Source organism: Streptomyces sp., from assembly GCF_031181555.1.
GTDB lineage: Bacteria > Actinomycetota > Actinomycetes > Streptomycetales > Streptomycetaceae > Streptomyces > Streptomyces fimbriatus.
Genome location: NZ_JAPSKQ010000017.1, coordinates 1 through 23,176, shown reverse-complemented (window position 1 = coordinate 23,176; position 23,176 = coordinate 1). Strand labels below are relative to the sequence as shown.

At 71.9% G+C, this 23,176-nt stretch carries 22 protein-coding genes; 12 read left to right on the top strand and 10 right to left on the bottom strand.

Annotated elements, in window-relative coordinates:
• Window positions 1-222 precede the first annotated feature (222 nt).
• On the top strand, window positions 223-2,319 hold the full coding sequence (locus RIM90_RS06200; RefSeq protein WP_309059543.1) for a SpoIIE family protein phosphatase: 2,097 nt from the start codon (window positions 223-225) through the stop codon (window positions 2,317-2,319).
• A 391-nt stretch (window positions 2,320-2,710) separates the two neighbouring features.
• Here the strand turns inward: RIM90_RS06200 and RIM90_RS06195 are convergent, their stop codons facing one another.
• The 3 genes from RIM90_RS06195 to RIM90_RS06185 form a co-directional block, all read right to left on the bottom strand.
• The gene (locus RIM90_RS06195) at window positions 2,711-3,364 is read right to left on the bottom strand and encodes a zf-HC2 domain-containing protein (protein ID WP_309059542.1); all 654 of its coding nucleotides are present in this window, start codon (window positions 3,362-3,364) and stop codon (window positions 2,711-2,713) included.
• A gap of 151 nt (window positions 3,365-3,515) precedes the next feature.
• Entirely contained in the window at window positions 3,516-4,037 is a 522-nt protein-coding gene (locus RIM90_RS06190) for a hypothetical protein (RefSeq protein ID WP_309059541.1), read from the bottom strand.
• 136 nt (window positions 4,038-4,173) lie between these two features.
• On the bottom strand, window positions 4,174-4,719 hold the full coding sequence (locus RIM90_RS06185) for a sigma-70 family RNA polymerase sigma factor (RefSeq protein WP_309059540.1): 546 nt from the start codon (window positions 4,717-4,719) through the stop codon (window positions 4,174-4,176).
• A 211-nt stretch (window positions 4,720-4,930) separates the two neighbouring features.
• On the opposite strand from RIM90_RS06185, the gene RIM90_RS06180 reads away from it, so the two are divergent.
• Window positions 4,931-6,085: a CapA family protein gene (locus RIM90_RS06180; RefSeq protein WP_309059539.1), complete on the top strand. Its 1,155-nt coding sequence runs from the start codon at window positions 4,931-4,933 to the stop codon at window positions 6,083-6,085.
• A 23-nt stretch (window positions 6,086-6,108) separates the two neighbouring features.
• Here RIM90_RS06180 and RIM90_RS06175 read toward each other — a convergent pair whose 3' ends face one another.
• Window positions 6,109-6,582: a MarR family transcriptional regulator gene (locus RIM90_RS06175; protein WP_309059538.1), complete on the bottom strand. Its 474-nt coding sequence runs from the start codon at window positions 6,580-6,582 to the stop codon at window positions 6,109-6,111.
• 57 nt (window positions 6,583-6,639) lie between these two features.
• On the opposite strand from RIM90_RS06175, the gene RIM90_RS06170 reads away from it, so the two are divergent.
• Complete coding sequence (locus tag RIM90_RS06170) at window positions 6,640-7,455, top strand: alpha/beta hydrolase (protein WP_309059537.1); 816 nt, start codon at window positions 6,640-6,642, stop codon at window positions 7,453-7,455.
• A gap of 16 nt (window positions 7,456-7,471) precedes the next feature.
• Here the strand turns inward: RIM90_RS06170 and RIM90_RS06165 are convergent, their stop codons facing one another.
• Together RIM90_RS06165 and RIM90_RS06160 are read right to left on the bottom strand one after the other, a co-directional pair.
• Window positions 7,472-8,884: an amino acid permease gene (locus RIM90_RS06165; protein ID WP_309059536.1), complete on the bottom strand. Its 1,413-nt coding sequence runs from the start codon at window positions 8,882-8,884 to the stop codon at window positions 7,472-7,474.
• Window positions 8,885-8,988: 104 nt separating this feature from the next.
• Complete coding sequence (locus RIM90_RS06160; protein ID WP_309059535.1) at window positions 8,989-9,450, bottom strand: universal stress protein; 462 nt, start codon at window positions 9,448-9,450, stop codon at window positions 8,989-8,991.
• A 164-nt stretch (window positions 9,451-9,614) separates the two neighbouring features.
• Between RIM90_RS06160 and RIM90_RS06155 the strand changes: the two genes are divergently transcribed.
• Window positions 9,615-10,454, top strand: coding sequence for a polysaccharide deacetylase family protein (locus RIM90_RS06155; RefSeq protein ID WP_309059534.1), 840 nt, complete (start codon window positions 9,615-9,617; stop codon window positions 10,452-10,454).
• A gap of 31 nt (window positions 10,455-10,485) precedes the next feature.
• On the opposite strand, the gene RIM90_RS06150 is transcribed toward RIM90_RS06155, so the two are convergent.
• Window positions 10,486-11,157, bottom strand: a complete 672-nt coding sequence (locus RIM90_RS06150; RefSeq protein ID WP_309059533.1) for a class F sortase — start codon at window positions 11,155-11,157, stop codon at window positions 10,486-10,488.
• A 333-nt stretch (window positions 11,158-11,490) separates the two neighbouring features.
• On the opposite strand from RIM90_RS06150, the gene RIM90_RS06145 reads away from it, so the two are divergent.
• Entirely contained in the window at window positions 11,491-11,988 is a 498-nt protein-coding gene (locus RIM90_RS06145; RefSeq protein ID WP_309059532.1) for a hypothetical protein, read from the top strand.
• Window positions 11,989-12,069: 81 nt separating this feature from the next.
• Here the strand turns inward: RIM90_RS06145 and RIM90_RS06140 are convergent, their stop codons facing one another.
• Window positions 12,070-12,834, bottom strand: coding sequence for a DUF4239 domain-containing protein (locus RIM90_RS06140; protein ID WP_309059531.1), 765 nt, complete (start codon window positions 12,832-12,834; stop codon window positions 12,070-12,072).
• A 39-nt stretch (window positions 12,835-12,873) separates the two neighbouring features.
• Entirely contained in the window at window positions 12,874-13,002 is a 129-nt protein-coding gene (locus tag RIM90_RS06135) for a hypothetical protein (RefSeq protein WP_309059530.1), read from the bottom strand.
• Window positions 13,003-13,699: 697 nt separating this feature from the next.
• Between RIM90_RS06135 and RIM90_RS06130 the strand changes: the two genes are divergently transcribed.
• From RIM90_RS06130 to RIM90_RS06115, 4 genes are all read left to right on the top strand, one after another.
• Window positions 13,700-14,635 carry an SCO0930 family lipoprotein gene (locus RIM90_RS06130; RefSeq protein WP_309059575.1) on the top strand — a complete coding sequence of 312 codons (936 nt, stop codon included), beginning with the start codon at window positions 13,700-13,702 and terminating at the stop codon, window positions 14,633-14,635.
• 343 nt (window positions 14,636-14,978) lie between these two features.
• The gene (locus tag RIM90_RS06125; protein WP_309059529.1) at window positions 14,979-15,791 is read left to right on the top strand and encodes an SAM-dependent methyltransferase; all 813 of its coding nucleotides are present in this window, start codon (window positions 14,979-14,981) and stop codon (window positions 15,789-15,791) included.
• Window positions 15,788-17,932 (top strand): EAL domain-containing protein, encoded by a 2,145-nt coding sequence (locus RIM90_RS06120; RefSeq protein WP_309059528.1) that lies wholly within the window; start codon window positions 15,788-15,790, stop codon window positions 17,930-17,932. The genes RIM90_RS06125 and RIM90_RS06120 overlap by 4 nt, the downstream gene beginning before the upstream one ends.
• Before the next feature lie 114 nt (window positions 17,933-18,046).
• A complete protein-coding gene (locus RIM90_RS06115) occupies window positions 18,047-18,379 on the top strand; it encodes a DUF4440 domain-containing protein (RefSeq protein WP_309059574.1) in 333 nt (110 codons plus the stop codon).
• 1 nt (window position 18,380) lies between these two features.
• Here the strand turns inward: RIM90_RS06115 and RIM90_RS06110 are convergent, their stop codons facing one another.
• Window positions 18,381-19,265 carry a LysR substrate-binding domain-containing protein gene (locus RIM90_RS06110; protein WP_309059527.1) on the bottom strand — a complete coding sequence of 295 codons (885 nt, stop codon included), beginning with the start codon at window positions 19,263-19,265 and terminating at the stop codon, window positions 18,381-18,383.
• 120 nt (window positions 19,266-19,385) lie between these two features.
• On the opposite strand from RIM90_RS06110, the gene RIM90_RS06105 reads away from it, so the two are divergent.
• From RIM90_RS06105 to RIM90_RS06095, 3 genes are read left to right on the top strand one after another with little or no spacing between them, the layout of a single operon-like run.
• Window positions 19,386-20,057 carry a succinate dehydrogenase gene (locus RIM90_RS06105; protein WP_309059526.1) on the top strand — a complete coding sequence of 224 codons (672 nt, stop codon included), beginning with the start codon at window positions 19,386-19,388 and terminating at the stop codon, window positions 20,055-20,057.
• Window positions 20,058-20,059: 2 nt separating this feature from the next.
• Window positions 20,060-22,009: a fumarate reductase/succinate dehydrogenase flavoprotein subunit gene (locus tag RIM90_RS06100; RefSeq protein WP_309059525.1), complete on the top strand. Its 1,950-nt coding sequence runs from the start codon at window positions 20,060-20,062 to the stop codon at window positions 22,007-22,009.
• A complete protein-coding gene (locus RIM90_RS06095) occupies window positions 22,006-22,755 on the top strand; it encodes a succinate dehydrogenase/fumarate reductase iron-sulfur subunit (protein ID WP_309059524.1) in 750 nt (249 codons plus the stop codon). Before RIM90_RS06100 ends, RIM90_RS06095 begins: the two co-directional genes overlap by 4 nt.
• Window positions 22,756-23,176 lie beyond the last annotated feature (421 nt).

The window sequence follows — 23,176 nt, the reverse complement described above, 5'->3', positions numbered from 1 at the left end:
CTTCCATCGCCCCCTGTGACTCCCCGTATGCCACCGCGCGGCCTGTGCAACCCGCGTGGAGGAAGCGCGCAGGAGTCGCACAGATCCCCGAAAGCCGCGACGGCGGACCGCATCCTCGAAAGCCTCCGCGACGTCTTCCCCCACGGACGGCGGCCGTGCCGGGCGGTCCGCTCTTCCGGCACAGCGGTCGAAGAATCGGACGAACCCTGGCAAGGTGGGCCCATGGCTGATCGGGGAGCGAGCGCCCCGTCACTCCCGGACGACTGGCCGGACCACCCGGATCCGATCCTGGCGCTCAACCGCATGGGGAGCTTCGACTGGGACCTGGACACCGGGGTGATGCAGATGGACGCCCGGGCGCACGAGATCTTCGACGTGCGCCCCGACGAGTACGACGACCGTCCCGAGAGCCTGGGGAAGCGGGTCCCGCCCGGCGAGGCCCGGCGCCTGGACACCACCGTGTCGCAGGCGCTGAAGGACGGCAGCGAGAACTACGGCGCCTACTTCCGGGTCCGCTGCCGCGACGGCTCCCTGCGCTGGACCCACACCCAGGGCTACATCCGCCGTGACGAGACCGGACGGCCCCGCCGCATCATCGGCATCGTCCGGGACGCCACCCAGGAACTCGCCGACAGCGAGGCCCGGCGCGAGCAGGCCGCCCAGGAGGACGCCCGCCGCCGGCAGACCAACATCGTCCAGCTCGCCACCGCCGCCCTCGCCCACGCCCGCACCGTGCAGGACGTCATCGACGTCCTCAAGGACACCCACGGGCTCACCCATCTGGGCGCCACCAGCCTCGTCATGGGTCTGGTCGAGGCCGACCGGATCCGGCTCATCGCGGAAGGCCCCGAGGACAGTTTCGTGCCGGGCACCGAGGTCACCCGGATCGACGAGCCGTACCCGATGAGCGAGGCGGTGCGGACCCTCAGTCCGCGCTTCATCGAGTCACCGGAGGAGTTCGCCGAGCGCTACCCGCGGCTGTGGCAGGGCATCACCGGGCTGAACATCACCTCCGCCGCCTATCTGCCGCTCATCGTCCAGGCCCGCCCCATCGGCGCGATGGGCCTGCTGTACAGCGACCGGCGCGGCTTCTCCGCCGAGGAGCGCAACGTCCTGGTCGCCCTGGGCAGCAGCATCGCCCAGAGCCTGCAGCGCGCGATGTTCTACGAGCAGGAGATGGACCTCGCCCAGGGCCTGCAGCAGGCCATGCTGCCGCGCACCATCCCCAGCGTGCCCGGCGCCGACGTCGCCGTGCGCTACCGGGCCGCCACCATCGGCGGCTCCGTCGGCCGGGACATCGGCGGCGACTGGTACGACCTGATACCGCTGCCCGGGGGCCGGGTCGGCGCCGTCATCGGTGACGTCCAGGGCCACGACACCCACGCCGCCGCCGTCATGGGACAGCTGCGCATCGTGCTGCGCGCCTACGCCGCCGAAGGGCACCCGCCGGCCACCGTGATGGCCCGCGCCTCCGTCTTCCTGCACGAACTCGACACCGACCGCTCCGCGACCTGCCTCTACGCCGAGGCCGACCTGTCCACCGGCGTGCTCCAGATGGTCCGGGCCGGTCACATCGAGCCGCTGGTGCGGCGCACCGACGGCTCCTGCCACCGCGTCTTCGTCTCCGGCGGGCTGCCGCTCGGCCTGTCCGCCGAGTTCGGGCGGCTCGACTACCCGGTCAGCACCATGGAGCTCGACCCCGGCGACACCCTGCTGCTGTGCACCGACGGCCTGGTCGAGCAGCCCGGCACCGACCTCGACGACGGCATGGAGGCCCTCTCCGCGCTCGTCACCACCGGCCCCGACGACGTGCGCGAGCTCGCCGACCGGCTCATCGACGCGGCCGGGGAACGCGGCGGCGGCGACGACGTGGCCCTGCTCCTGCTGCGCCGCCGCGCCCTGGACAGCCCGCGCTCCGGCGGCCGGTTCCAGCAGCACGTGGCACCCGGCGATCCCGAGGCACTCTCCGAGGCCCGGCGCATGATCCGCACGGCGGTCAGTTCCTGGGGTGCCCGGGACCGCGCCGACGAGGTCGAACTGGTCGCCGACGAGATGATCACCAACGCCCTGATGCACACCGAGGGCGCCGCGGTCGTCACCCTCCGGGCCCTCACCGGCAGCGAGCGGCGGCTGCGCGTGGAGGTCGAGGACTCCTCCAGCGCCCTGCCGCGCCGCCGCGATGCGGGGGAGTCGGGCGTCTCCGGCCGCGGCCTGCTGCTGGTCGAGATGCTCACGGACGTCTGGGGGGTGGAGGCACGCGGCGGCGGCAAGTGCGTGTGGTGCGAGTTCGTCGTCGCCAAGGAGCCCGACCCGGTCTGACCCCGCCCCCGGTCGCGCTCTCGCCCCGTGCCGGAACTCCCCGGGGCCGGGGCGCCCGAGGACCTCCCCGCCGGCCACGGGACCGTACGCGTACCGCCCGTGGTGACCAGCGCCCCGAAGACCCGCGCCCCGCCCCCGACGGCCGTCGAGGGCCGGCACCGGAAGCGGGCCCGCGGCGTACGTCGCGGCCGGTCCGCAGGAGGTCCGGGCGTCACCCGGCTCGGCCCGGACCCGCCGGCCGGCGACTTCGACGAGCGGCGCACGGCGGATCCGCCGCCCGGCGAACGCCGACAGGCCAAGGGCGCGCTGCCCGGCCTGCCGGACCGGCGGCACATCCCCGGCCGGCCGCGGGCCCTCCCGGCTGCTCAGCCGGGGCCGCGCCGGTTCCGGCTCACCGGGGCCGCAGGGTCACCAGGTGCTCGCCGTCCGCGGTACGGACCTCGTAGCGGGCGATCTCCTCGGGGTGCAGGGCGGATCCGCCCAGCATCGTGCTGGGCCGGGCGTCGTGCCGGGGCACGCTCCAGCTGGTCGCGGTCTCCTCGGAGCCGTCACGGCCGACCACCACCAGATGGCAGGCGCGGGGACCCGCCCCGTCCTTGACCTTCAGCTCCACCTGACTGCCCCAGGCCTCGTCCTCCGTGGTGACCTGCGCCCACACCCCGGACCGCTCGTCGGTCGCCGCGATGCTCACGGCGGCCCCGCCACCGTCGCCCGTCACCATCGCGACCGCCGGCGCGGACACCGCGCACACCACCGAGGCGGCCAGTGCGAGCAGCATCCTGCGGCGCCCCGCCCGGTTCCGGGCCGCCACCTGGGACAGCAGCCGGTCCAGCATCCTCGGGCCCGGCTCGGCCAGCGGATGCACCAGCCGCGGCGTAGAGCGCCGGTACAGCATCAACTGCCGTGCGGTCGGGCCGAATTCGGTCACCTGGGCAGCGCAGCTGGGGCACTCCATGAGGTGGTCCTCGAAGCGGAACGCCTCCGCCTCGTCCAGCACGCCGAGCGCGTAGGCGCCGACGTCGCGATGCCTCTCCAGGGACCTCATGCCGAATCCTCGTGCCGTTGGGTGGGGGTGGGGTCACTCCTTGCTCCCACCGGTACGCACCAGGCAGCCGGATCACTCAAGCAACGTGCCGAATCGTGACCGAAGGATTCGGAGCCCTCCGGCCCGCGGATTGGTCGGATCCCCGAGGAATCTAGAAAAGGTGGATGGCGAGGTGGCCGAGCGGCAGCCCGAGCTGCCAGGCCGGCGTCCACACCTTGGGCCCCTCGTCCTCACCGGCCACCGAGCCGCCGCCCGGCACCGCGTTCAGATCGGGCGCGAGCAGCTCCGTCTCCTGCAGCCAGCGCCAGGCCTGCCGGGCCAGCTCCAGGTCCGCCTCCGGCGCGGCACCGCCGGACGCGGCGGCGTCCGCGGCCAGGTGGGCCAGGCGTTCCTCGACCCACTCCTGCCACGGCTGGTCGTACGCGGTCAGCGACAGCCAGGTCTCCAGCTGGGTGACCACCCGGACGCCGGACAGCTCGCCGTCGGTGTCGGACAGGAAGACGGTCAGCGCCAGCGCGTCCCGGCCGGCCCGGAACTCGAAGGACGTCGGCGGCATGAGATCGCCGCTGCGCAGCAGTTCGTCGGCGATGTACTCGGCGTACAACCAGGCCATGGGGACGGTCAGTTCACCGTCGCCGGAGCCGTCCGTGCTCTCTTGACCTCTGTGCAGCATCCCTTCCTGCCTTCCTCCGGTACGTGCGCGTCGCCCGACCCCGGATCCCCGGTCCGGAACACGGATGAGGACAGCCGATTACTCAACGGGGGTCATCGGCAAGGCGCTTTACGGAGGTTTGACCCGACGTCCGGTTTCACCGCAGGTCGGCGGCGTATCCCGGAAGCACCCGGCGCAGGGCACGCAGCGCGTAGTACGCGCGGGACTTCACGGTACCGGGTGGAATCCCGAGGGCCGCCGCGGCTTCCGCCACACTCGCCCCCTGGAAGTACACGAGCACCAGTACTTCACGGTGCTCCGGAGTGAGTGTCTTCACAGCCTCGCGGACGTCGAGCGTGGCCGCGGCCCGCTCGGCGTGGTCGGAGATCACCCGCGCGTTCTCCAGCACGGCGTCCCCGACCTCGGCCGGCCGCGCCTGCCGGGCACGCCGCGCGTCGATCGCGAGCCGCCGCGCCACCGTGAGCAGCCAGGGCCGCACGGAGTCGAAGTTCTCGGCGCGCAGGGCCTCGGGATGCTGCCAGGCGCGCACCAGCGTCTCCTGGACCAGGTCCTCCGCGCGCTGCCGGTCTCCGTCGCAGAGCCGGAGCAGCAGCGCGAAGAGGGGCCGGCCGTGCTCGCGCTGCAGTGCGGCGAGCTCGTGCTCGGCGGTCGTCCCGTTCGTGAGTGTGATTCCGGCCGTCATGGCCGTATGGCAGCGTACGGCGCCCCCCGGGGACAGGGCGCGCGCAGGGGCGTGCGACGGACGGTCGATCGCGTCGACGAACGGTTCGACGAACGGTCGGGGCGGCGGTTCTCACACGCCGGACGGCCTAATGAGCGTGTCGGAGCAGCGGCAGCCCGTAACCGGATTCTTACCTGTTCACCAGTAAATACGACTACAGCGGAGTGAAGTGATGATCACACGCAGTAGACAGGTGGCCGTGGCCCTGACCGTCGTCCTCGCCGCGGGTGCCGCCTGTCAGGCCCGTGACCACCGACCGCCGGAATCCGGCCGTCCGGCCCCTTCCGCCACGCCGGCCCGCGGCTTCACCCTGGTGGCCTCGGGGGACGTGCTGCCGCACGCCTCGATCATCGAACGCGCCCGCTTCGACGCGGGCGGCACCGGTCACGACTTCCGGCCGATGCTCTCCGGCATCCGCTCCGTGGTGGAGAGCGCCGACGTGGCGCTGTGCCACATGGAGGCCGTGTACGGCGCGAACGGCGACTACACCGGCTACCCCGTCCTCACATCCCCGCCCGAGGTGGCCCGGGATCTCGCCGCCACCGGCTACGACGGCTGCTCCACCGCCTCCGACCACACCCTGGACGACGGCCCGGACGGCATCCGCCGCACCCTGGACGCCCTCGACCAAGCGGGCCTGCGGCACGCCGGCTCGGCGCGCACCGAGCAGGAGGCCCGCACGGCGGCCGTCCTGCGGGCGGGTCCGGCACGCGTCGCCCACCTCGCCTACACCCGCGGCACCGACGGCCTCCCGCTGCCGCCTGACCTGCCCTGGGCGGTGAACCTCATCGACGAGGCGCGGATCATCGCCGACGCCCGGGCCGCGCGCAGGGCCGGAGCCGACGTGGTCGTCGTCTCCCTGCACTGGGGCACCGAATGGCAGGAGGCCCCCGACGAGCAGCAGGTCACCCTCGCCCGCTCGCTCACCGCCTCCCGCACCGGGGACCGCCCCGACATCGACCTGATCCTCGGTACGCACGCGCATGTCCCGCAGGCCTACGAGAAGGTCAACGGCACCTGGGTGATCTACGGGATGGGCGACCAGATCGCCGGTGAGATGTTCAACCACGAGGGCGTCCGGGACCCGCGCGGCAACCGGTCCACGCTCGGCCGCTTCACCTTCGCCCCGCCGGCGCGTCCGGGCGGCCGCTGGGAGGTGACCCGGGCGGAGTTCGTCCCGCAGCTCTTCGACGTGGACGCCGGACGGGTGGTCAACCTCAACCGGGCGCTCGCCGAGGGCGCCGAGGTGCGGGCCGTGCGCGACCGGATCCGGGACGTGGTGCTGAGCCGCGGCGCGGCGCAGGACGGACTGGTCATGGGGGAGTAGGACCCCCGGGCCGCGGGACGCGGTCAGTTCACGTCGACGTGGTCGAAGAGCTTCAGCATCTCGGCCAGCACCCGCACACAGGTCCGTACGTCGGCGTCGGTGAGACCGCCGCCCACGTCCCGCAGCACGGCGTGCTCACGGGCGACCACGGCCGCGATCGCCGTCCGGCCCTCGTCCGTGAGCCGGATCAGCGAGGACCGCTGGTGCGCGGGGTTGGGGATGCTCTCCACCAGCCCCCGCGCCGCGGCGTCGTTGACCATGCGCTGGACGAACTGGCGGCTGATCGCCTGGGCGCGGCCCATCTGCGGGACGGTCATCGGCCCGTGTTTGTGCAACAGGTCCAGCACGGCGCGCACGCCGACGGAAAGCCCCTCGACGGCCTCGCCCTGCTCGACCTTGCGCTGCACCCGCCGGTACAGCGGGCCGACCAGATCGAACACCTCCATCAGGCGCGGGCCCAGTTCGTCGGGCGGCAGGGGCTTGTCGGTGTCGTTCACCCCACCATCATGACACCTTGGTTGCCAAACCTCTCGGAAAATGACACCTTGGTTGTCATGAATGGCGCTTCCGAACTCCGCTCCTTCGCCTCCTCCGACGGCGACCTCGCCTACCTCGACACCGGATCCGGTGACCCTGTCGTCCTGATCCACTCCGGATACGTGGACCACCGCGTCTGGGACGCCCAGATTCCGGCCCTCGCCGCCCACTACCGGGTGATCGCGCCGGACGTCCGCGGCCACGGGTCCTCGGCCAACGCGACCGAGCCGTTCCGCTGGGCCGACGACCTCGCCGGTCTGCTGCGCCATGCCGGCGCCGGACCCGCGGTCCTCGTCGGCCTGTCGATGGGCGGCGTGATCGCCACCGACACGGTGCTGGAGCACCCGGAACTCGTCCGCGCGGTGGTCACCTGCGGCGCCGCGACCGGAGACTTCCAGTACACCGATCCCTGGCACCGGGAGATCCAGGCCGAAAGCGCCCGGGCGCTGGGCGCCGGTGACATCGAGGGCTGGCTCAAGGCCTTCCTGAGCGTCGCGCCCGGCCCGCACCGGACCGCCGGCGACATCGACCCGGACATCCTGCGCCGGCTGCGCGAGATGGCCCTCCACACGCTCTCGAAGCACACACCGGACGAGAAGGACCAGCACGTACCCGTGACCGGCTCCTGGGCCCGCCTGCCGCAGATCGGCGTCCCGGTGCTCACCGTCAACGGCGGCCTCGAACCCGACGACATGCACGCCGCGGCCGAGCGGCTCGCCGGTGCCGTCCCCGACGGCCGGTCCGTGACCATCGACGGCACCGGCCACTACCCGAACATGGAACGCCCCGAGGTCTTCAACCGCGTCCTCCTGGACTTCCTGGGCGCTCTCTGACGCTCCTGGCCGTCTCCTAACGCCGCGCCAGCTCCGAGCGCCGGTAGGAGTACGCGAAGTAGATCACCAGCCCGAGTGCGAACCACACGGCGAACCGCGCCCAGGTCTGCCACTGCAGGAACGTGATCAGCCAGATCGAGAAGACCACACCCAGCGCCGGCACCACCGGCATCCACGGCGTGCGGAAGGTGCGCGGCAGCTCGGGCTGCCGGTAGCGCAGCACGATCACCGCCGTGCACACCACCACGAACGCCAGCAGGATGCCGATGTTGGTGAGTTCGGCCGCCTCGCCGATCGGCAGGAACCCGGCGATGGCGGCCGACCCCACCCCGACGATCCAGGTGACCCGCGTGGGCACGTGCCGCGTCGGATGGGTCTTGGCGAACCAGCGGGGCAGCAGCCCGTCCCGCGACATGGCGAACCAGACACGCGTCACACCCAGCATGAACGTGAACATCACCGTGAGGATGCCGATGATGGCGCCCACCGCGATCAGGTTCGCGAGCCCGCCCAGGCCCGCCGACTTGAACGCGGTGGAGAAGCCGCTCTCCGGGTCGATGTCCCGGTAGTCCTGCATGCCCGTCAGCACCAGGCAGGCCGCCACGTACAGGACCATCGAGATGGCGAGCGAGTAGATGATCGCCTTCGGCATGTGCCGCTGCGCGTCCTTGGACTCCTCGGCCGCCGTCGACATCGCGTCGTAGCCGAACACCGCGAAGAACACCGTCGCCGCGCCGGTGAACGCCCCGCCGACCCCGTACGGGAAGAACGGGTTGTAGTTCGTGGTGTCGACGTGGAACACGCCGACCGCGATCACCAGCAGCACCACCAGGACCTTCAGCACCACGACCACCGTCTCGAAACGGGCCGCGTTCTTGATGCCGAGGTTCAGCAGGAAGGCGATGAGCAGACACAGCAGCGCCGCGAACAGGTCGACGCGGTGACCGTCGCCGGTGCCCGGCGCGCCCAGCATCCAGTTCGGCAGATCGGCGCCCATCTCGTTCACCAGGAAGCTGAAGTAGCCGGAGATGCCGATCGCGACCACCGCCACGATCGCGGTGTACTCCAGCAGCAGGTCCCAGCCGATGAACCAGCCCGCGAGCTCACCGAGCACCGCGTAGCCGTAGGTGTACGCCGAACCCGCCTTCGGGATCAGACCCGCGAACTCCGCGTACGACAGCGCGGCGGCGGCGCTGGCGACACCCGCGATGAGGAACGAGATCAGCACCGCCGGCCCGGCCGTGCCGTTGGCCACGGTCCCCGCGAGCGTGAAGATGCCGGCGCCGATGATGCCGCCCACGCCGATCGCGGTCAGCTGCCCCAGACCCAGGGTGCGCTCCAGCCGCGTGCCCTCGCCGACTTCCGTTTCCTCGATGTGCTCGATGGGTTTGCGGCGGAGAATTCCCTCACCCATCCGGAACCCGGCCATGCGCCTCACCTCTTTGCGACAGGCAAACGGCTGACGGCGGATCATGATGCCCCCACCGGGTCGCCGACGGAAGGCGCCACGCACGTCGCGGGCACGCTCCAGCCCTACGGCACCACCGTCACCGGCCAGCGCCCCGCCTTCACCAGCCGCACCGCGACCGACCCGACGATCCGGTGGCCCGCCCGCTCGGAGGCGCCCACCACGACCGCGTCCGCCTTGAGGTCGTCCGCCGCCTTCACCAGGCCGTTGTAGGGGTCGCCGCGGAACGTGTGGAACTCCCAGCGGAGGCCGGAGATCCCCCTCACCCGCTCGGCCGCGTCCCGGATCTGCGCCGCCAGGTCCTCGGCGATCTCCTCGGTCACGTCGGCGATCGGCGCACCGAGCGCGGCGCCGGCGGCCATCACCGGCTGCACGTACACCGCCGCGAGCAGCGCACCCTGGCGCCGGGCCAGCCCGGAGGCGTACGCCGCCGCGCGCAGCGAGGAGTCGGAGCCGTCCACTCCGACGACGATCACCTTGGGACCGTCCGTGCCCCGTTCGAACCGGGGGGAGGGCTGGTGCGTCACACCGGCGAGGCTATCGGACACCACCGCACCGGCCGACGCGCCCACGGCCGGTGTCCCGCCCACGGCCGGCGCCGCGGCCGACCGGTGGGCCGAGCGGGTGGAATCGTGCCGCCGACCCGGTACCGCCGGGGGGCGCCGGCCTTCCGCGGGGCGACTGATGAGTCATGCAGAAGGATCAGTTGCTCACGCGCCGCCGGGCGTTGGTCGCCGGCGCCGCCGCCCTGGGCGCGGCCGGTGCGGCCGGAGTGCTCGCGACCGGCACCGGGGACCGGGCCGCCCGGCCGGCCGTGCCCGCCACCGGCGCCCAGGCCGCCCGCCGCCCGCTCAAGCCCTCCGCGTACCGCCTCCAGCCCCTGACCGGTTACGGCCCGCCGGGCACCGTGGCCGGCCGGACCCCGGTGCGCGGCGCACCGCTGCTGCGCCTGTCCGGGCGCGGCCGCATCATGGTGCTGACCTTCGACGACGGCCCCGATCCCCGCTACACCCCGGACATCCTGGACACACTGGCCCGGTACGAGGTGCGGGCGATGTTCTTCGTGTGCGGGGAGATGGCGGCCGGGAACAGGGACCTGCTGGTCCGGATGGCCGACGAGGGGCACGTCGTCGGCAACCACACCTGGTCGCACCCCCTGCTCACCCGCCTGGGCCGCGGCCGGATCCGCTCGGAGATGGAACGCACCAGCGACGTCGTCGAGACGGCCTGCGGCGAACGCCCCGAATGGTTCCGCGCGCCGTACGGGGCCTGGAACCGCGCCGCCTTCCAGCTCGGAGCCGAACTGGGCATGGAGCCCCTGGCCTGGACGGTCGACACCCTCGACTGGACCACGCCCGGCACCCGCACCATCGTCGACCGGGTGACGGACGGCGCCGCCCCCGGTGTCGTGGTGCTCTCGCACGACGCCGGGGGCGACCGCTCCCAGAGCGTGCGGGCCCTGCGCGCCTATCTGCCCGAACTGCTGGACTCGGGGTACCGGATCACCGTGCCCCGCCGGCAGTACGCCTGAGCGGTCCCCGCCCGCCCGGACACAGGACCGCTCAGCGCACCTCGACCAGGCGGGCGAAGGCGACGACGTTCCCGTCGTAACCGTTCTGCTCGGAGAAAGCACCGCCGCAGGTGATGACCCGCAATTCCGCGGTCCCCTTGGAGGCGTAGACCCGGTCGCCGGGAAAGTTGTTCTTCGCGAAGACCTCGATGCCGTAGATCTCGAATACGGCCGTCTTCGCGTCCTTGCGCGCGATCTCGACGCGATTTCCCTTCTTCAGCGCTCCGAGTCCGTAGAACACGGCCGGTCCCTGGTGGTTGTCGACATGGCCGACGACGACCGCCGTGCCCTTCTCGCCGGGCGAGACGGCGCCGGTGAACCAGCCCGCCAGATTCGGGTCCTGGGGCGGTGGCGCGTCCACCCAGCCCTCCGCGTCCAGCCCCACCGGCATGATCGGCGCGTCGACCTGGATCGCCGGGATCCTGACCCGGTCCGGTACCGCGTACGGCAGCGGCTGGACCGCGCCGGCCACAGCGCTGTCGGCTGCCTGGCTGTCGGCGGCGGCCGCGCTGGCCGGCTGCGGCGGACCCACGTCGAATTCCCCCGAACCGTTCCGGATGAGCGCGAGGCCGGTGAGCAGAACCAGCGCTATCACGCCCCAGGGGGCGCGCTTCCTCCGCGGCGCCTCTTCCTCCTCGGCTTCGGCCGGCCAGAAAGCAGACATTCGCCTTCCCCTCTCGACACGGCCGTCACCGTGTCGCTCGCGCATATCAGAACGCTAAGCGCCGCGCGCGGAACCGGCGACGGGGCGGCGGCGAACGGGTGGCCGCCGCGGCGGGGGGTGCGCCATCCGGGGTGGCGCCGGACGAAGATTTTCTGACGGCCCGTGACCTGCGGTGATATCTCCCTCCCACGGCCTTTCGCGGGATGCGGTCTCACCAGTACGGACCATTCCCGAAATGCGGGCCCGGGCACCGCAACTGAGGGTCTTTCCGGGAGACGTTTTCTCGCCGATCGACCGGGGACGGGACCCGGGGCGTCTTCCGCGGAGGATCACATGCGCAACTCACGTGCCCTGGCGGCCGCGGGCGCCGCGGTCGCCGTCCTCGGGGTCACCGCCCCGGCGGCCGTCGCGGACGCCGGGCGGGTTCCCAGTCCGTCCAACATCGTCGCCCTGCCCAGCGTCATCGCCCCCGGTGGCCAGCTGACCATCACGGTCGACGGCTGCCCCCACGGAGGCACGGCGACCTCCAACGCGTTCCCGAAGACGAACCTGACGCCCATCCGCGGTGGCAACGACACCGCGAAGGGCACCGCCACCGTCAACGACGACGCCCGCGCCGGTTCGTACGACATCACGGTCCACTGCTCCGGCAGGAGCCTGACCCGGCCGGCCGCCTTCACCGTCATCGGCGGCGTCCGCGGCGGCATCGGCGGCAGCAGCACCAGCGGGGCGACGCCGACCGACATCGCCATCGGCGGCGGGCTGGTGGCCGCGGCGGTCGTCGGCGGCGGTGTCTTCTGGATGCGCCGCCGCGCCGAGAAGCACATCTGAGCCGCCGTTCCCCTCCGGGCAGCCGTTCCGCACGTGACGAGAGGACTTCGCCCCGGATCCCCACCGGATCCGGGGCGAAGCTCAGTCCCCGATGTGCGGGAAGAGCCGCAGGAACGGGTCCGCCGACGCGGCGATGCCCCGGCTGTAGGGGGCGTCGAAGTCCCAGATGAGGAAGAGCAGGAAGGCGATCAGTGCGGAGAACAGCCCGGCGAGGACCAGTTCGCGGGTGGTGCGCCGGATCTGCAGCGCGAAGATCATCCCGATGGTGACGACGGCCCCGGTGACCAGGCCGAACCACACCACGCCCGGCATGGTCTCCCCGGTCGACTCCGCCCGCGCGCTGCGGGCCTGGTCGGCGGCGGCGACCTGGTCCACGAGCGGCTGGTAGGCCTGCGCCTCGAAGTCCGTCCGCGGCCGGTAGTCGGTGACGTCGCGGCGGACCCGGTCGAGCAGTTCGGTGCCGCGTTCGGTGACCCGGCCGTCGTCCGCCATGGTCCGCCACTCGGTGGTGACGACGTGTCCGACATAGGCGTTGACATCGTCCCGGATGCGGTCGCGGACCTCGGCGGGGTAGACCCGCACCCGCTCCGAGATCTCGTGCAGTGCCACCGCCTCCGCCCGCACGTGCTCCTGGGCGGCGCTGCGCCCCTCCCAGACGCCGGCGATGGCGAGGCCCAGGACGATGGCGTACACCACACCGATCCACATCGTCATGTACTCGATGACGTCCGGGGTCTCGCTGGGATCCTCGTCGTCGGCCGCCCGGCGGTGCCGTACGAGGGTGATGACGACCACCACGGCACAGGCGGCCAGCATCGCGAGGGTGAGAACAAGCCATTCCGGCAAGAGGTGCCTCCAGGAGCGGTCGGGCAGGAGCGGTCGGGTTCAGCGCGGGCGCAGCGCGGCGACGGCGACCACCGCGGGTGTCGTGATGAGCAGGACGAAGGTGAGCGGTGACGTGGTGCTGCGGGAGGGCCGCCGGGCCGGTGCCGCCCGGTACGGCGGGTAGTGCACGGGGGTCGCGGACGGAGAGGGCTCGGGCGTGACCGACGGTGCCGGGGGCGGCGAGGGGCGCTGCGACGGCGGGGGCGTGGGCGCGGGCCGGGCGGGAGGCGGCGCCGGGCGGGCGGCGGGCGGGGGCGACGGGGGTGGCGGCTCGGGTTCCGGGGTGGGGGCGGGTCTCGGTGGGGGAGGCGGGGGCGGCGTCGGCTCCGGCGGGGGCGGAGGCGGAGGCGGGGGTACCGGCGTGGGAGTGGGGGTGGGGCTGGGCGTGGGGGTGGGGCTGGGGGACGGCGGGGGCGGTGCGCAGGGTGGGGGCAGCGGCCAGGAGGCGCTTCCCGCGACCGCCACCGCCTCCGTGCCGCCCGGCCCCGTCGAGGCGTACGCGCAGGCGTCGGCCACCGCCGCACCGGGCATCCCGGCGAGTGACCAGATCAGCGTCGCCACGGCCAACACGCGGGCGCCGGCGCGGGATTGGGTCGGTACGAATGCTTGCACGACGATGATCATGAGGTGTGATCCGCCGGGGCGCGCCCGGGAGTCGGATGATTACCCCGAAAGGAGTCACTTCCGGTGAACGTTGACGGAATCGAAGGCTCCGGAAAGAAATCCGGGCCCCCGTTGAACACCGCCGGTGCTCCCGTGCGTACCCATCGTCGAGCGGCGGCACAGCAGGGCGCTGCAACACCCTTGCGATGATGTGGAGTTGACGATGAAGACCACCTGGCGGACCGCCTCGCTCGTGGCGAGCGCCGCAGCGGTGCTGGCCCTGACGACGGCATGCGGTCAGGAGGCTCCGCCACAGGCCGACAGCCAGAACGTCGGCGCCACGGCGGGTGCCGGGGACTACGCCGGCATCGGCGCCGGGGCCGACAAGGCGGGCAGCGGCGCCCAGACCTCGCAGAGCCCGTCCGGCGCGGCGGGTGAGCTGGCCGTCTCCACCAACGCCGAACTCGGCGAGGTGGTGACCGACAGCCTGGGCCTGACCCTGTACCGCTTCGACCAGGACGCCGCGGAGCCGCCCAGGTCCAACTGCGACGGCGACTGCGCCAAGACCTGGCCGCCGGTGCCCGCCGACGACGCCACGGCCGGCGAGGGGATCGACGAGTCGCTGCTCGGTGAGGTCGTCCGGGCCGACGGCACCAAGCAGCTCACCGTCGGCGGCTGGCCGGCCTACCGCTATGCCAAGGACGTCAACGCCGGTGACGTCAAGGGCCAGGGCGTGGGCGGCAAGTGGTACGCGCTGAACCCCGAGGGCAAGAAGGCGCAGGCGGCCGAGCGGCCCGGCCTGTCCACCCGCCAGGACCCGGAGCTCGGGGAGATCGTCGTCGACCGCAACGGCATGACCGTCTACCGCTTCATGAAGGACGAGGCCTGGCCGAAGCCCGTGTCGGCCTGCACCGGCGCCTGCCTGGAGAAGTGGCCGGTGGTGTCGCCGGTCGCCTTCGAGGACACCAAGGGCATCCAGAAGAAGGGCTACATGACCTTCACCCGCCCGGACGGCGCCGACCAGCAGACGATCGACTGCTGGCCCGTCTACACCTTCGCCGGTGACAAGGCTCCCGGCGACACCAACGGTCAGGGCGTCGGCGGCACCTGGTATGCCGTGCGGCCCGACGGGAAGCCGGTCGGCGCGTCGGAGAAGTAGCAACCTCCCCAGGGTGTCGTCCGCTCCGACGCCGCCGGCCCCGGGTCCGCCCCTCCGCAGCCCGCGGAGGGGCGGACCGTTTTGTCGTGGTTCACCGGAACTCGTGGAATTATCGGTGCTCTTCTCCTCGAACCGCCGAGTGTTCCCGAGAACTCCCGGGCGTACCGGAACTCTCCGGAATGCCGCGGGCACTTTCCGTGTGCATCCACAGGGGTGCCAATTAGGCACGTGCCACTGGCAGTGACCGGGAACGGATGGTCAATTTCCGTTTGGGGTCGCTCCTTTGGCGGGCGATCAGTAGCCTCTGCTCGAACACCGGATCGCCTGAGCCTTGGAGAGGTACATGGAACGTCCCGCCTGGGCCCCACGGAGCATCGACATCTCGGTGCCGAGCGTTTCCCGGATGTACGACTACTACCTGGGCGGTTCGCACAACTTCGAGGTCGACCGGGAAGCGGCCCGCAAGGCCATGGAGTTCATGCCGGGGCTGCCCAAGATCATGCAGGCGAATCGTGCCTTCATGCGGCGGGCGGTGCGTTTCGCGGTCGACGAGGGCATCACCCAGTTCCTGGACATCGGCTCCGGCATTCCGACCTTCGGCAACGTCCACGAGGTGGCCCAGGCGGCCGACCCGGCCGCGCGCGTGGTGTACGTCGACCACGACCCGGTGGCCGTGGCACACAGCCAGGCCGTTCTGGAGGGCAACGACGGCGCGGACGTCGTGGCCGCGGACCTCCGCAAGCCCCGGGAGATCCTGGACAGTCCCGAAGTGCGGCGGCTGATCGACCTGAATCGGCCGGTGGCGCTGCTTCTCGTTGCCATACTGCACTTCGTGGAAGACGCGGACGACCCGTACGCGGCGGTGACCGAACTGCGCGAGGCCCTTGCGCCCGGCAGCCTGCTCGTGCTCACCCATGCCTCGTACGAGGGAATCCCGCTGCCGCCGGACCGGGCCGAGGGCGCGGTGGACGTGTACAGGGACATCCGCAACCCGCTGATCATGCGCTCGCGCGACGAGATCGCGCGGTTCTTCGAGGGGTACGACATGGTGGAACCCGGACTGGTGCCGATGCCGCGGTGGCGGCCGGACACCGCACCGGAGGAGGAGGATCCCTACGCCTTCTCCGGTTTCGCGGGCGTGGGGCGTACGGCGTGAGCGTGGAACCGGACGGGCCGGAGGACAGACTGCGCCGGTTCGCGACGATCTGGAGCCGGGCGGTCTTCCCGGTGACCTCGACGTCGTCGACCCGGCCGGAGTTCGAGGCGCGACTGCTGCCGCTGGCCCGGCTGCTCAGCGAGGCACTGCGGGCCAGGACCTTCGATCCGGACGCGGGCAGGACGGTCGGCGCCGCGCTGGTGGAGGCGCACTGCACCGACCCCGAGGCGCTCAGCCGGACCCTGGACTGCGTGGACGCCTACCTCGTCCTGTACTGCGGCGGGGACGGCGACCGCGAGGACCTGCGGGCGCGCTGCGCCAGGCTCCAGCACGCCATGGCCGCCGGGTTCGCGCAGGCGCTGCGGCAGCGGACCCTGGCCGAGCAGGAGTCCATCGCCCAGGCCGCGCTGCAGGCGCAGGGCGTGGTGGCGCAGGCGCTGCACGCCACCGAGGCCAGGTTCCGCGCGGTCTTCGAAGGCGCGGCCATAGGGATCGGCATCGCCGACCTGGACGGCAACGTCCTGCAGGTCAACGGCGCGCTGCGGCGCATGTTCGGCCTGTCCGAGCAGACCCTGCGCGGCCGCAACGTCATGGAGTGGACCCACACCGACGACGCCCCGCAGACCTGGAAGCTCTACGAGGAGCTGGTGCGCGGCGAGCGCGAGCACTACCACCTCGAAAAAGCGTTCAACCGGCCCGACGGAACGGTCCTGTGGACCAACCTGACGGTGTCCCTGCTGCGCGACGCCGACGGCGCCCCGCAGTACCAGCTCGCCCTCATGGAGGACACCACCGAGCGGCGGCTGCTCAACCTCCGGCTGCGCTACGAGGCCACCCACGACGCGCTGACCGGGCTGCCCAACCGCACGTTCTTCTTCGAGCGCCTGGAGAAGGCACTGAACGCCGGCGACGGCCAGCGGTTCGGCCTGTGCTACCTGGACCTGGACGGCTTCAAGACCGTCAACGACAGCCTCGGGCACGCGGCCGGGGACCGGCTGCTCGTCGAGGTCGCCGACCGGCTCCAGTCCTGCGCCACCGCGCCCGGCGAGATGGTGGCCCGGCTCGGCGGCGACGAGTTCGTGGCGCTGACCACCGGCCCCGACACCCGGCGCACGGTCGACGAGCTCGCCGCCCGCATCATGAACGCGCTGCTCGCCCCCATCAGCGTCGACGGCCGGGAGCTGACCGTGCGCGGCAGCATCGGCATCGTCGAGGGACCGGCCGGGGAACGCAGCGCGGCGGAGGTGCTGCGCAGCGCCGACATCACCATGTACCGGGCCAAGTCGGCGGGCGGCAACCGGTTCGAGATCGCCGACCCGGAGGCCGACGCCCGCGCCATCACCCGGCACGGACTCACCACCTCGCTGCCGACGGCCCTGGACCGGGGCGAGTTCTTCATCGAGTACCAGCCGCTGGTGCACCTCGGCGACGGGAGCGTCCGCGGCGCCGAGGCGCTGGTGCGCTGGCTGCACCCGCAGCACGGCGTCCTGTCCCCGGACCGGTTCATCCCGCTCGCCGAGCACACGGGGCTGATCGTTCCGCTGGGACGCTGGGTACTCGAGCAGTCGGTGCGCCAGGCCCGCGAGTGGCGGGAACGGCACGGCGGCGAGGAGGCCGTGGGGTCCCTGCGCATCAACGTCAATCTTTCGCCCTGCCAGCTCACCCACCCCGGGCTGGTCCAGGACACCGTGGACATCCTGGAACGCACCGGCGTGGAGCCGGACGCGCTGTGCCTCGAGGTGACCGAGTCGGCGCTGATCGGAGCCGACGACGACCTGCTGAAGCCGCTGCGCCGGCTCGCCGAGATGGGCGTCGACATCGCCCTGGACGATTTCGGCACCGGCTACTCCAACCTCGCCAATCTGCGCCGGCTCCCGGTGAGCGTGCTCAAGCTGGACCGCTCCTTCACCCAGAGCATGCAGCAGTTCCCGGCCGACCCCGTCGACCTCAAGATCGTCGAGGGGATCGTCTCGCTGGCCCACAGCCTCGACCTGGCGGTGACGGTGGAGGGCGTGGAGACGGGAGCCCAGGCCGAGCAGTTGCGCATCCTCGGCTGCGACACGGCCCAGGGCTGGTACTACGCCCGTCCGGGGCCGCCGGAGCGGCTGCACGAGCTGACCCTGGTGGACGCGACGAGGTGAGGGCCGTGACCCGGTTGCGGGGATGCCGGGGGTGCGGGTGATCATGTGGGGGTGACCTGCGAAACCCGCGAAGCGGACGCGGTGAGGGAGGCGATCGAGGGCGAACTGCGCCTCATGGACCCCGCCGTACGCTCCTCCCGCACCGAGGCCGTGCGTCTGCTGGACCCGGAGTTCACCGAAGTGGGCGCCTCGGGCCGGCGCTACACGTACGAGGACACGGTCGAGGGGCTGCCCGACAAGCCGGGCAGCGCGGCGGACGGCCCGGTCTACGAGCCGTCGGAGATCACCGGCGTCCTCCTCGCGCCCGGCCTGGTGCACCTCACGTACGAGACCCGCTTCGACGGGCACCGGGCCCGCCGCAGCTCCCTGTGGCGCAAGCGCGACGAGGAGACGGGCTGGCGCATGTACTACCACCAGGGCACCCCGGTGCCGCCGGACGTCGACTAGGTCATCTCTCCAGCAGCATCCGCTGGAGCTCCCTGGCCGCCCGGGGCGGAGCCACGTCGCTGCGGTGGGCCAGGGCGATGGTCCGGTGCAGGCCCGGGCGGGCCAGGGGCGTCACCCGCAGACCGTGCCCGGACCGCGCGGCCACCATGCGCGGGACGACGGCGACGCCCAGTCCCGCCCGCACGAAGCCCAGCACCGCGTCCATCTCGCCGCCCTCCACCGCGAACTCCGGCTCGAAGCCCTCCGCGCGGCACGCGGCCACGGTCAGCTCGCGCAGGTCGTAACCGTGCCGGAACATCACCAGGCGTTCCCCCTCCAGGTCGGCGATGCGCACGGTGCGCCGCCCCCGTCCCGGTTCCGGGGCGTCCGGGGAGGACACCACCACCAGGTCCTCGCGCAGCAGTTCCACCGTGGTGAGCGCGGGGGAGGGTGTCGGCAGGGGCAGGACGACCAGGGCCAGGTCCAGGGCGCCGCGGGCCAGCTCCCGTACCAGATCGTGCGAACCGCCCTCCTCGACGAGCAGCCGGACACCCGGGTAGCGGTCGTGGAAGGCCCGCAGCACGTCCGGCAGCAGGCCGGTGCACAGACTCGGCGTCGCGCCCAGCCGCACCCGGCCGCTGCGCAGCTGCACCAGCTCCTGCACCTCGTGCCGGGCGGTGTCCGCGTCCGCCAGGATCCGCCGGGCCAGCGGCAGCAGCGCCTCGCCCGCGTCCGTCAGCGTGATGTTCCCGCGCGCCCGCAGGAACAGGTCCGCTCCCAGTTCCCGCTCCAGCGCCTTGATCTGCTGCGACAGCGACGGCTGCGCGACATGGACCATCTCCGCGGCCCGGGTGAAGTGCCGGGTCTCGGCCACGGCCACGAAGTACTGGAGCTGCTGGAACTGCATGGCTCCATCATAGGGCGTCCCTATCGAAACCAGCCGCACCATGTCTTGGACCGATAGGGTCCTTCGGCCCTAGCGTTGGGTGACATGGCTCTGGCAACGCGGACGGACCGACGGCCGTCCATGGCACGCACCGTGTGGGACTCGACCGTCGGCAAGAAGACAGTGATGGCGGTCAGCGGCCTGATCATGCTGCTGTACCTGGTCGTCCACATGATCGGCAATCTGAAGATCTTCTTCGGGGCCGGCGAGTTCAACCACTACGCGCACTGGCTGCGCACCGTCGGTGAACCCTTCATGCACTACGAGTGGACGCTGTGGCTGGTCCGCGTCGTGCTGGTGATCGCGGTCGTCGCCCACGCCGTCTCCGCGTACCAGCTCAGCCGCCGCGACATCAGGGCGCGGCCCAGCAAGTACGTGCACAAGAAGCCGCGGGCGAGCTACGCCACGCGCACCATGCGCTGGGGCGGGATCATCCTCGGCCTGTTCATCGTCTGGCACGTCCTGGACCTGACCACCGGCACCGTGCACTCCGGCGGCTTCGAGGCGGGCAAGCCCTACCAGAACGTCGTGGACACCTTCTCCACCTGGTACGGCAACGCGATCTACATCGTCGCGATGCTCGCCGTCGGCCTGCACATCCGGCACGGCTTCTGGAGCGCCGCCCAGACCCTCGGCGTCGGCAGCCGTACCCGCGACCGCGCCCTGAAGGCCGTCGCCAACGTCCTCGCGCTGCTGCTCACGGCCGGCTTCCTCGCCGTACCCGTGGGCGTCATGACCGGAGTGGTGAGCTGACCATGACTTCCTACACCGACTACACGACCGGCGCGCCGGTCGTCGACACCAAGGCCCCCGCCGGCCCGATCCACGAGCGCTGGGACAAGCGCCGCTTCGAGGCCAAGCTGGTCAACCCCGCCAACCGGCGCAAGCACACGGTCATCGTCGTCGGCACCGGCCTGGCCGGCGGCTCCGCCGGGGCCACGCTCGCCGAACAGGGCTACAAGGTCGTCCAGTTCTGCTACCAGGACTCCCCGCGCCGGGCCCACTCCATCGCGGCGCAGGGCGGCATCAACGCGGCGAAGAACTACCGCAACGACGGCGACTCCGTCCACCGCCTGTTCTACGACACCGTCAAGGGCGGTGACTTCCGCGCCCGCGAGTCCAACGTGCACCGCCTCGCGCAGATCTCCGTGGAGATCATCGACCAGTGCGTGGCGCAGGGCGTGCCCTTCGCCCGCGAGTACGGGGGCCTGCTGGACACCCGTTCCTTCGGCGGCGTTCAGGTCTCCCGCACCTTCTACGCCCGTGGCCAGACGGGCCAGCAGCTGCTGCTGGGCGCCTATCAGGCGCTGTCGAGGCAGATCGCGGCCGGCAACGTGGAGATGCACCCGCGCACCGAGATGCTCGACCTGATCGTCGTCGACGGACGGGCCCGCGGCATCGTCGCCCGGGACCTCGTCACCGGGAAGATCGACACGTACTTCGCGGACGCGGTGGTCCTGGCGAGCGGCGGTTACGGCAACGTCTTCTACCTGTCGACGAACGCCATGAACTCCAACGCGACCGCCGTCTGGCGGGCGCACCGGCGCGGCGCGTACTTCGCCAACCCCTGCTTCACGCAGATCCACCCCACCTGCATCCCGCGCACCGGCGACCACCAGTCCAAGCTGACGCTGATGAGCGAGTCGCTGCGCAACGACGGCCGCATCTGGGTGCCGAAGGCGAAGGGCGACGACCGGCCGCCGAACAGGATCCCCGAGGACGAGCGCGACTACTACCTGGAGCGCATCTACCCCTCCTTCGGCAACCTGGTGCCCCGCGACATCGCCTCCCGCGCCGCCAAGAACGTCTGCGACGAGGGCAGGGGAGTGGGCCCCGGCGGGCAGGGCGTCTACCTCGACTTCGCGGACGCCATCAAGCGGATGGGGCGCAAGGCCGTCGAGGCCAAGTACGGCAACCTCTTCGACATGTACCAGCGGATCACCGACGAGGATCCGTACGAGGTGCCGATGCGGATCTACCCCGCCGTGCACTACACGATGGGCGGCCTGTGGGTCGACTACGACCTGCAGACCACCGTCCCCGGCCTGTTCGCGATCGGCGAGGCCAACTTCTCCGACCACGGTGCCAACCGCCTCGGCGCGTCCGCGCTGATGCAGGGCCTGGCCGACGGCTACTTCGTGCTGCCGGCGACCATCAACGACTACCTGGCCCGCAACCCGCACCAGGACGAGGTCGCCCCCGACCACCCGGTGGTGCAGGAGGTGCTGGCCGAGACCGAGGACCGGCTGAACCTGCTGCTGTCCGTCGACGGCGACCGCACGCCGGACTCCTTCCACCGCGAACTCGGCGAGCTGATGTGGGAGTTCTGCGGGATGGCCCGTTCCGACGCGGGGCTGCGCAAGGCGCTGGAGCGCATCCCGCAGATCCGCGAGGAGTTCTGGCGGCGCATCAAGGTGCCCGGCACCGGCGAGGAGCTCAACCAGTCGCTGGAGAAGGCCAACCGCATCGTCGACTACCTCGAACTCGCCGAGCTGATGTGCCTCGACGCGCTGCACCGCACCGAGTCCTGCGGCGGTCACTTCCGCGAGGAGTCCCAGACCCCCGACGGCGAGGCGGAACGCAAGGACGAGGAGTTCTCGTACGCCGCCGCCTGGGAGTTCACGGGCACCGGCACGGCACCCACCCTGCACAAGGAAGACCTCGTCTTCGAGTACGTCCACCCCACCCAGCGGAGCTACGCATGAAGCTCACCCTGCGCGTCTGGCGGCAGAAGAACGCCGACGCCGACGGCACCATGTCCACGTACGAGGTGGACGGCATCTCACCCGACATGTCCTTCCTGGAGATGCTCGACACCCTCAACGAGGAGCTCATCCTCAAGGGCGAGGACCCGGTCGCCTTCGACCACGACTGCCGCGAGGGCATCTGCGGCGCCTGCTCGCTCGTCATCAACGGCGACGCCCACGGGCCCGAGCGCACCACCACCTGCCAGCTGCACATGCGGTCCTTCAAGGACGGCGACACCATCGACGTCGAACCGTGGCGGGCCGCCGCCTTCCCGGTCGTGAAGGACCTGGTGGTCGACCGGTCCGCCTTCGACCGGATCATCCAGGCCGGCGGCTACATCACCGCCCCCACCGGCTCCGCGCCCGAAGCCCACGCCACGCCCGTGCCGAAGCCGGACGCGGACCTCGCCTTCGAGCACGCCGAGTGCATCGGCTGCGGGGCCTGCGTGGCGGCCTGCCCCAACGGGGCGGCGATGCTGTTCACCTCCGCCAAGATCAACCACCTCAACGTCCTGCCGCAGGGCGCGCCCGAGCGCGAGACCCGGGTGCTGGACATGGTGGCGCAGATGGACGAGGAGGGTTTCGGCGGCTGCACCCTCGCCGGCGAGTGCGCCACCGCCTGCCCGAAGGGCATCCCGCTCACCTCCATCACGAACATGAACAAGGAGTGGCTGCGGGCGACCCGGAAGGCCGCGAAGAGGTAGCGGCGGTCCGCACGGAGGGAGCGGCAGGCAGCACAGAGAGGGCGGCAGGCCGCACAAGGGAAACGTTCGCCGGCACGAGGCGGACGGGCGGGGCCGGGAGTGGTGCTCATACCCGGCCCCGCCTCGTACCCCGCGCGGGGACGGCGGCTGCCGCACCCCGTGGGTGTCTGCGCCGCATGAGCTTCGGACGTCAGGGAGGGGAGCGGTTTCCCGACGTCCGCGCGGTGGCGGCGGGCGCCTGTGCCGAGCACGGCCGGCCCGGTGCGCACCGGCGAAGTGACCGCAGCGCGCCCGGAGCACGGCCGGCCCGTGGGGCCCTCGGCCGCGCGGGCGCACGTCGTTCAACATCCCCACATCCGCGCTCCCGGCACAGGTCACGCAGGCGCCAACCGGTATCGGAAGAACAGGAGCGGCGGGCCGC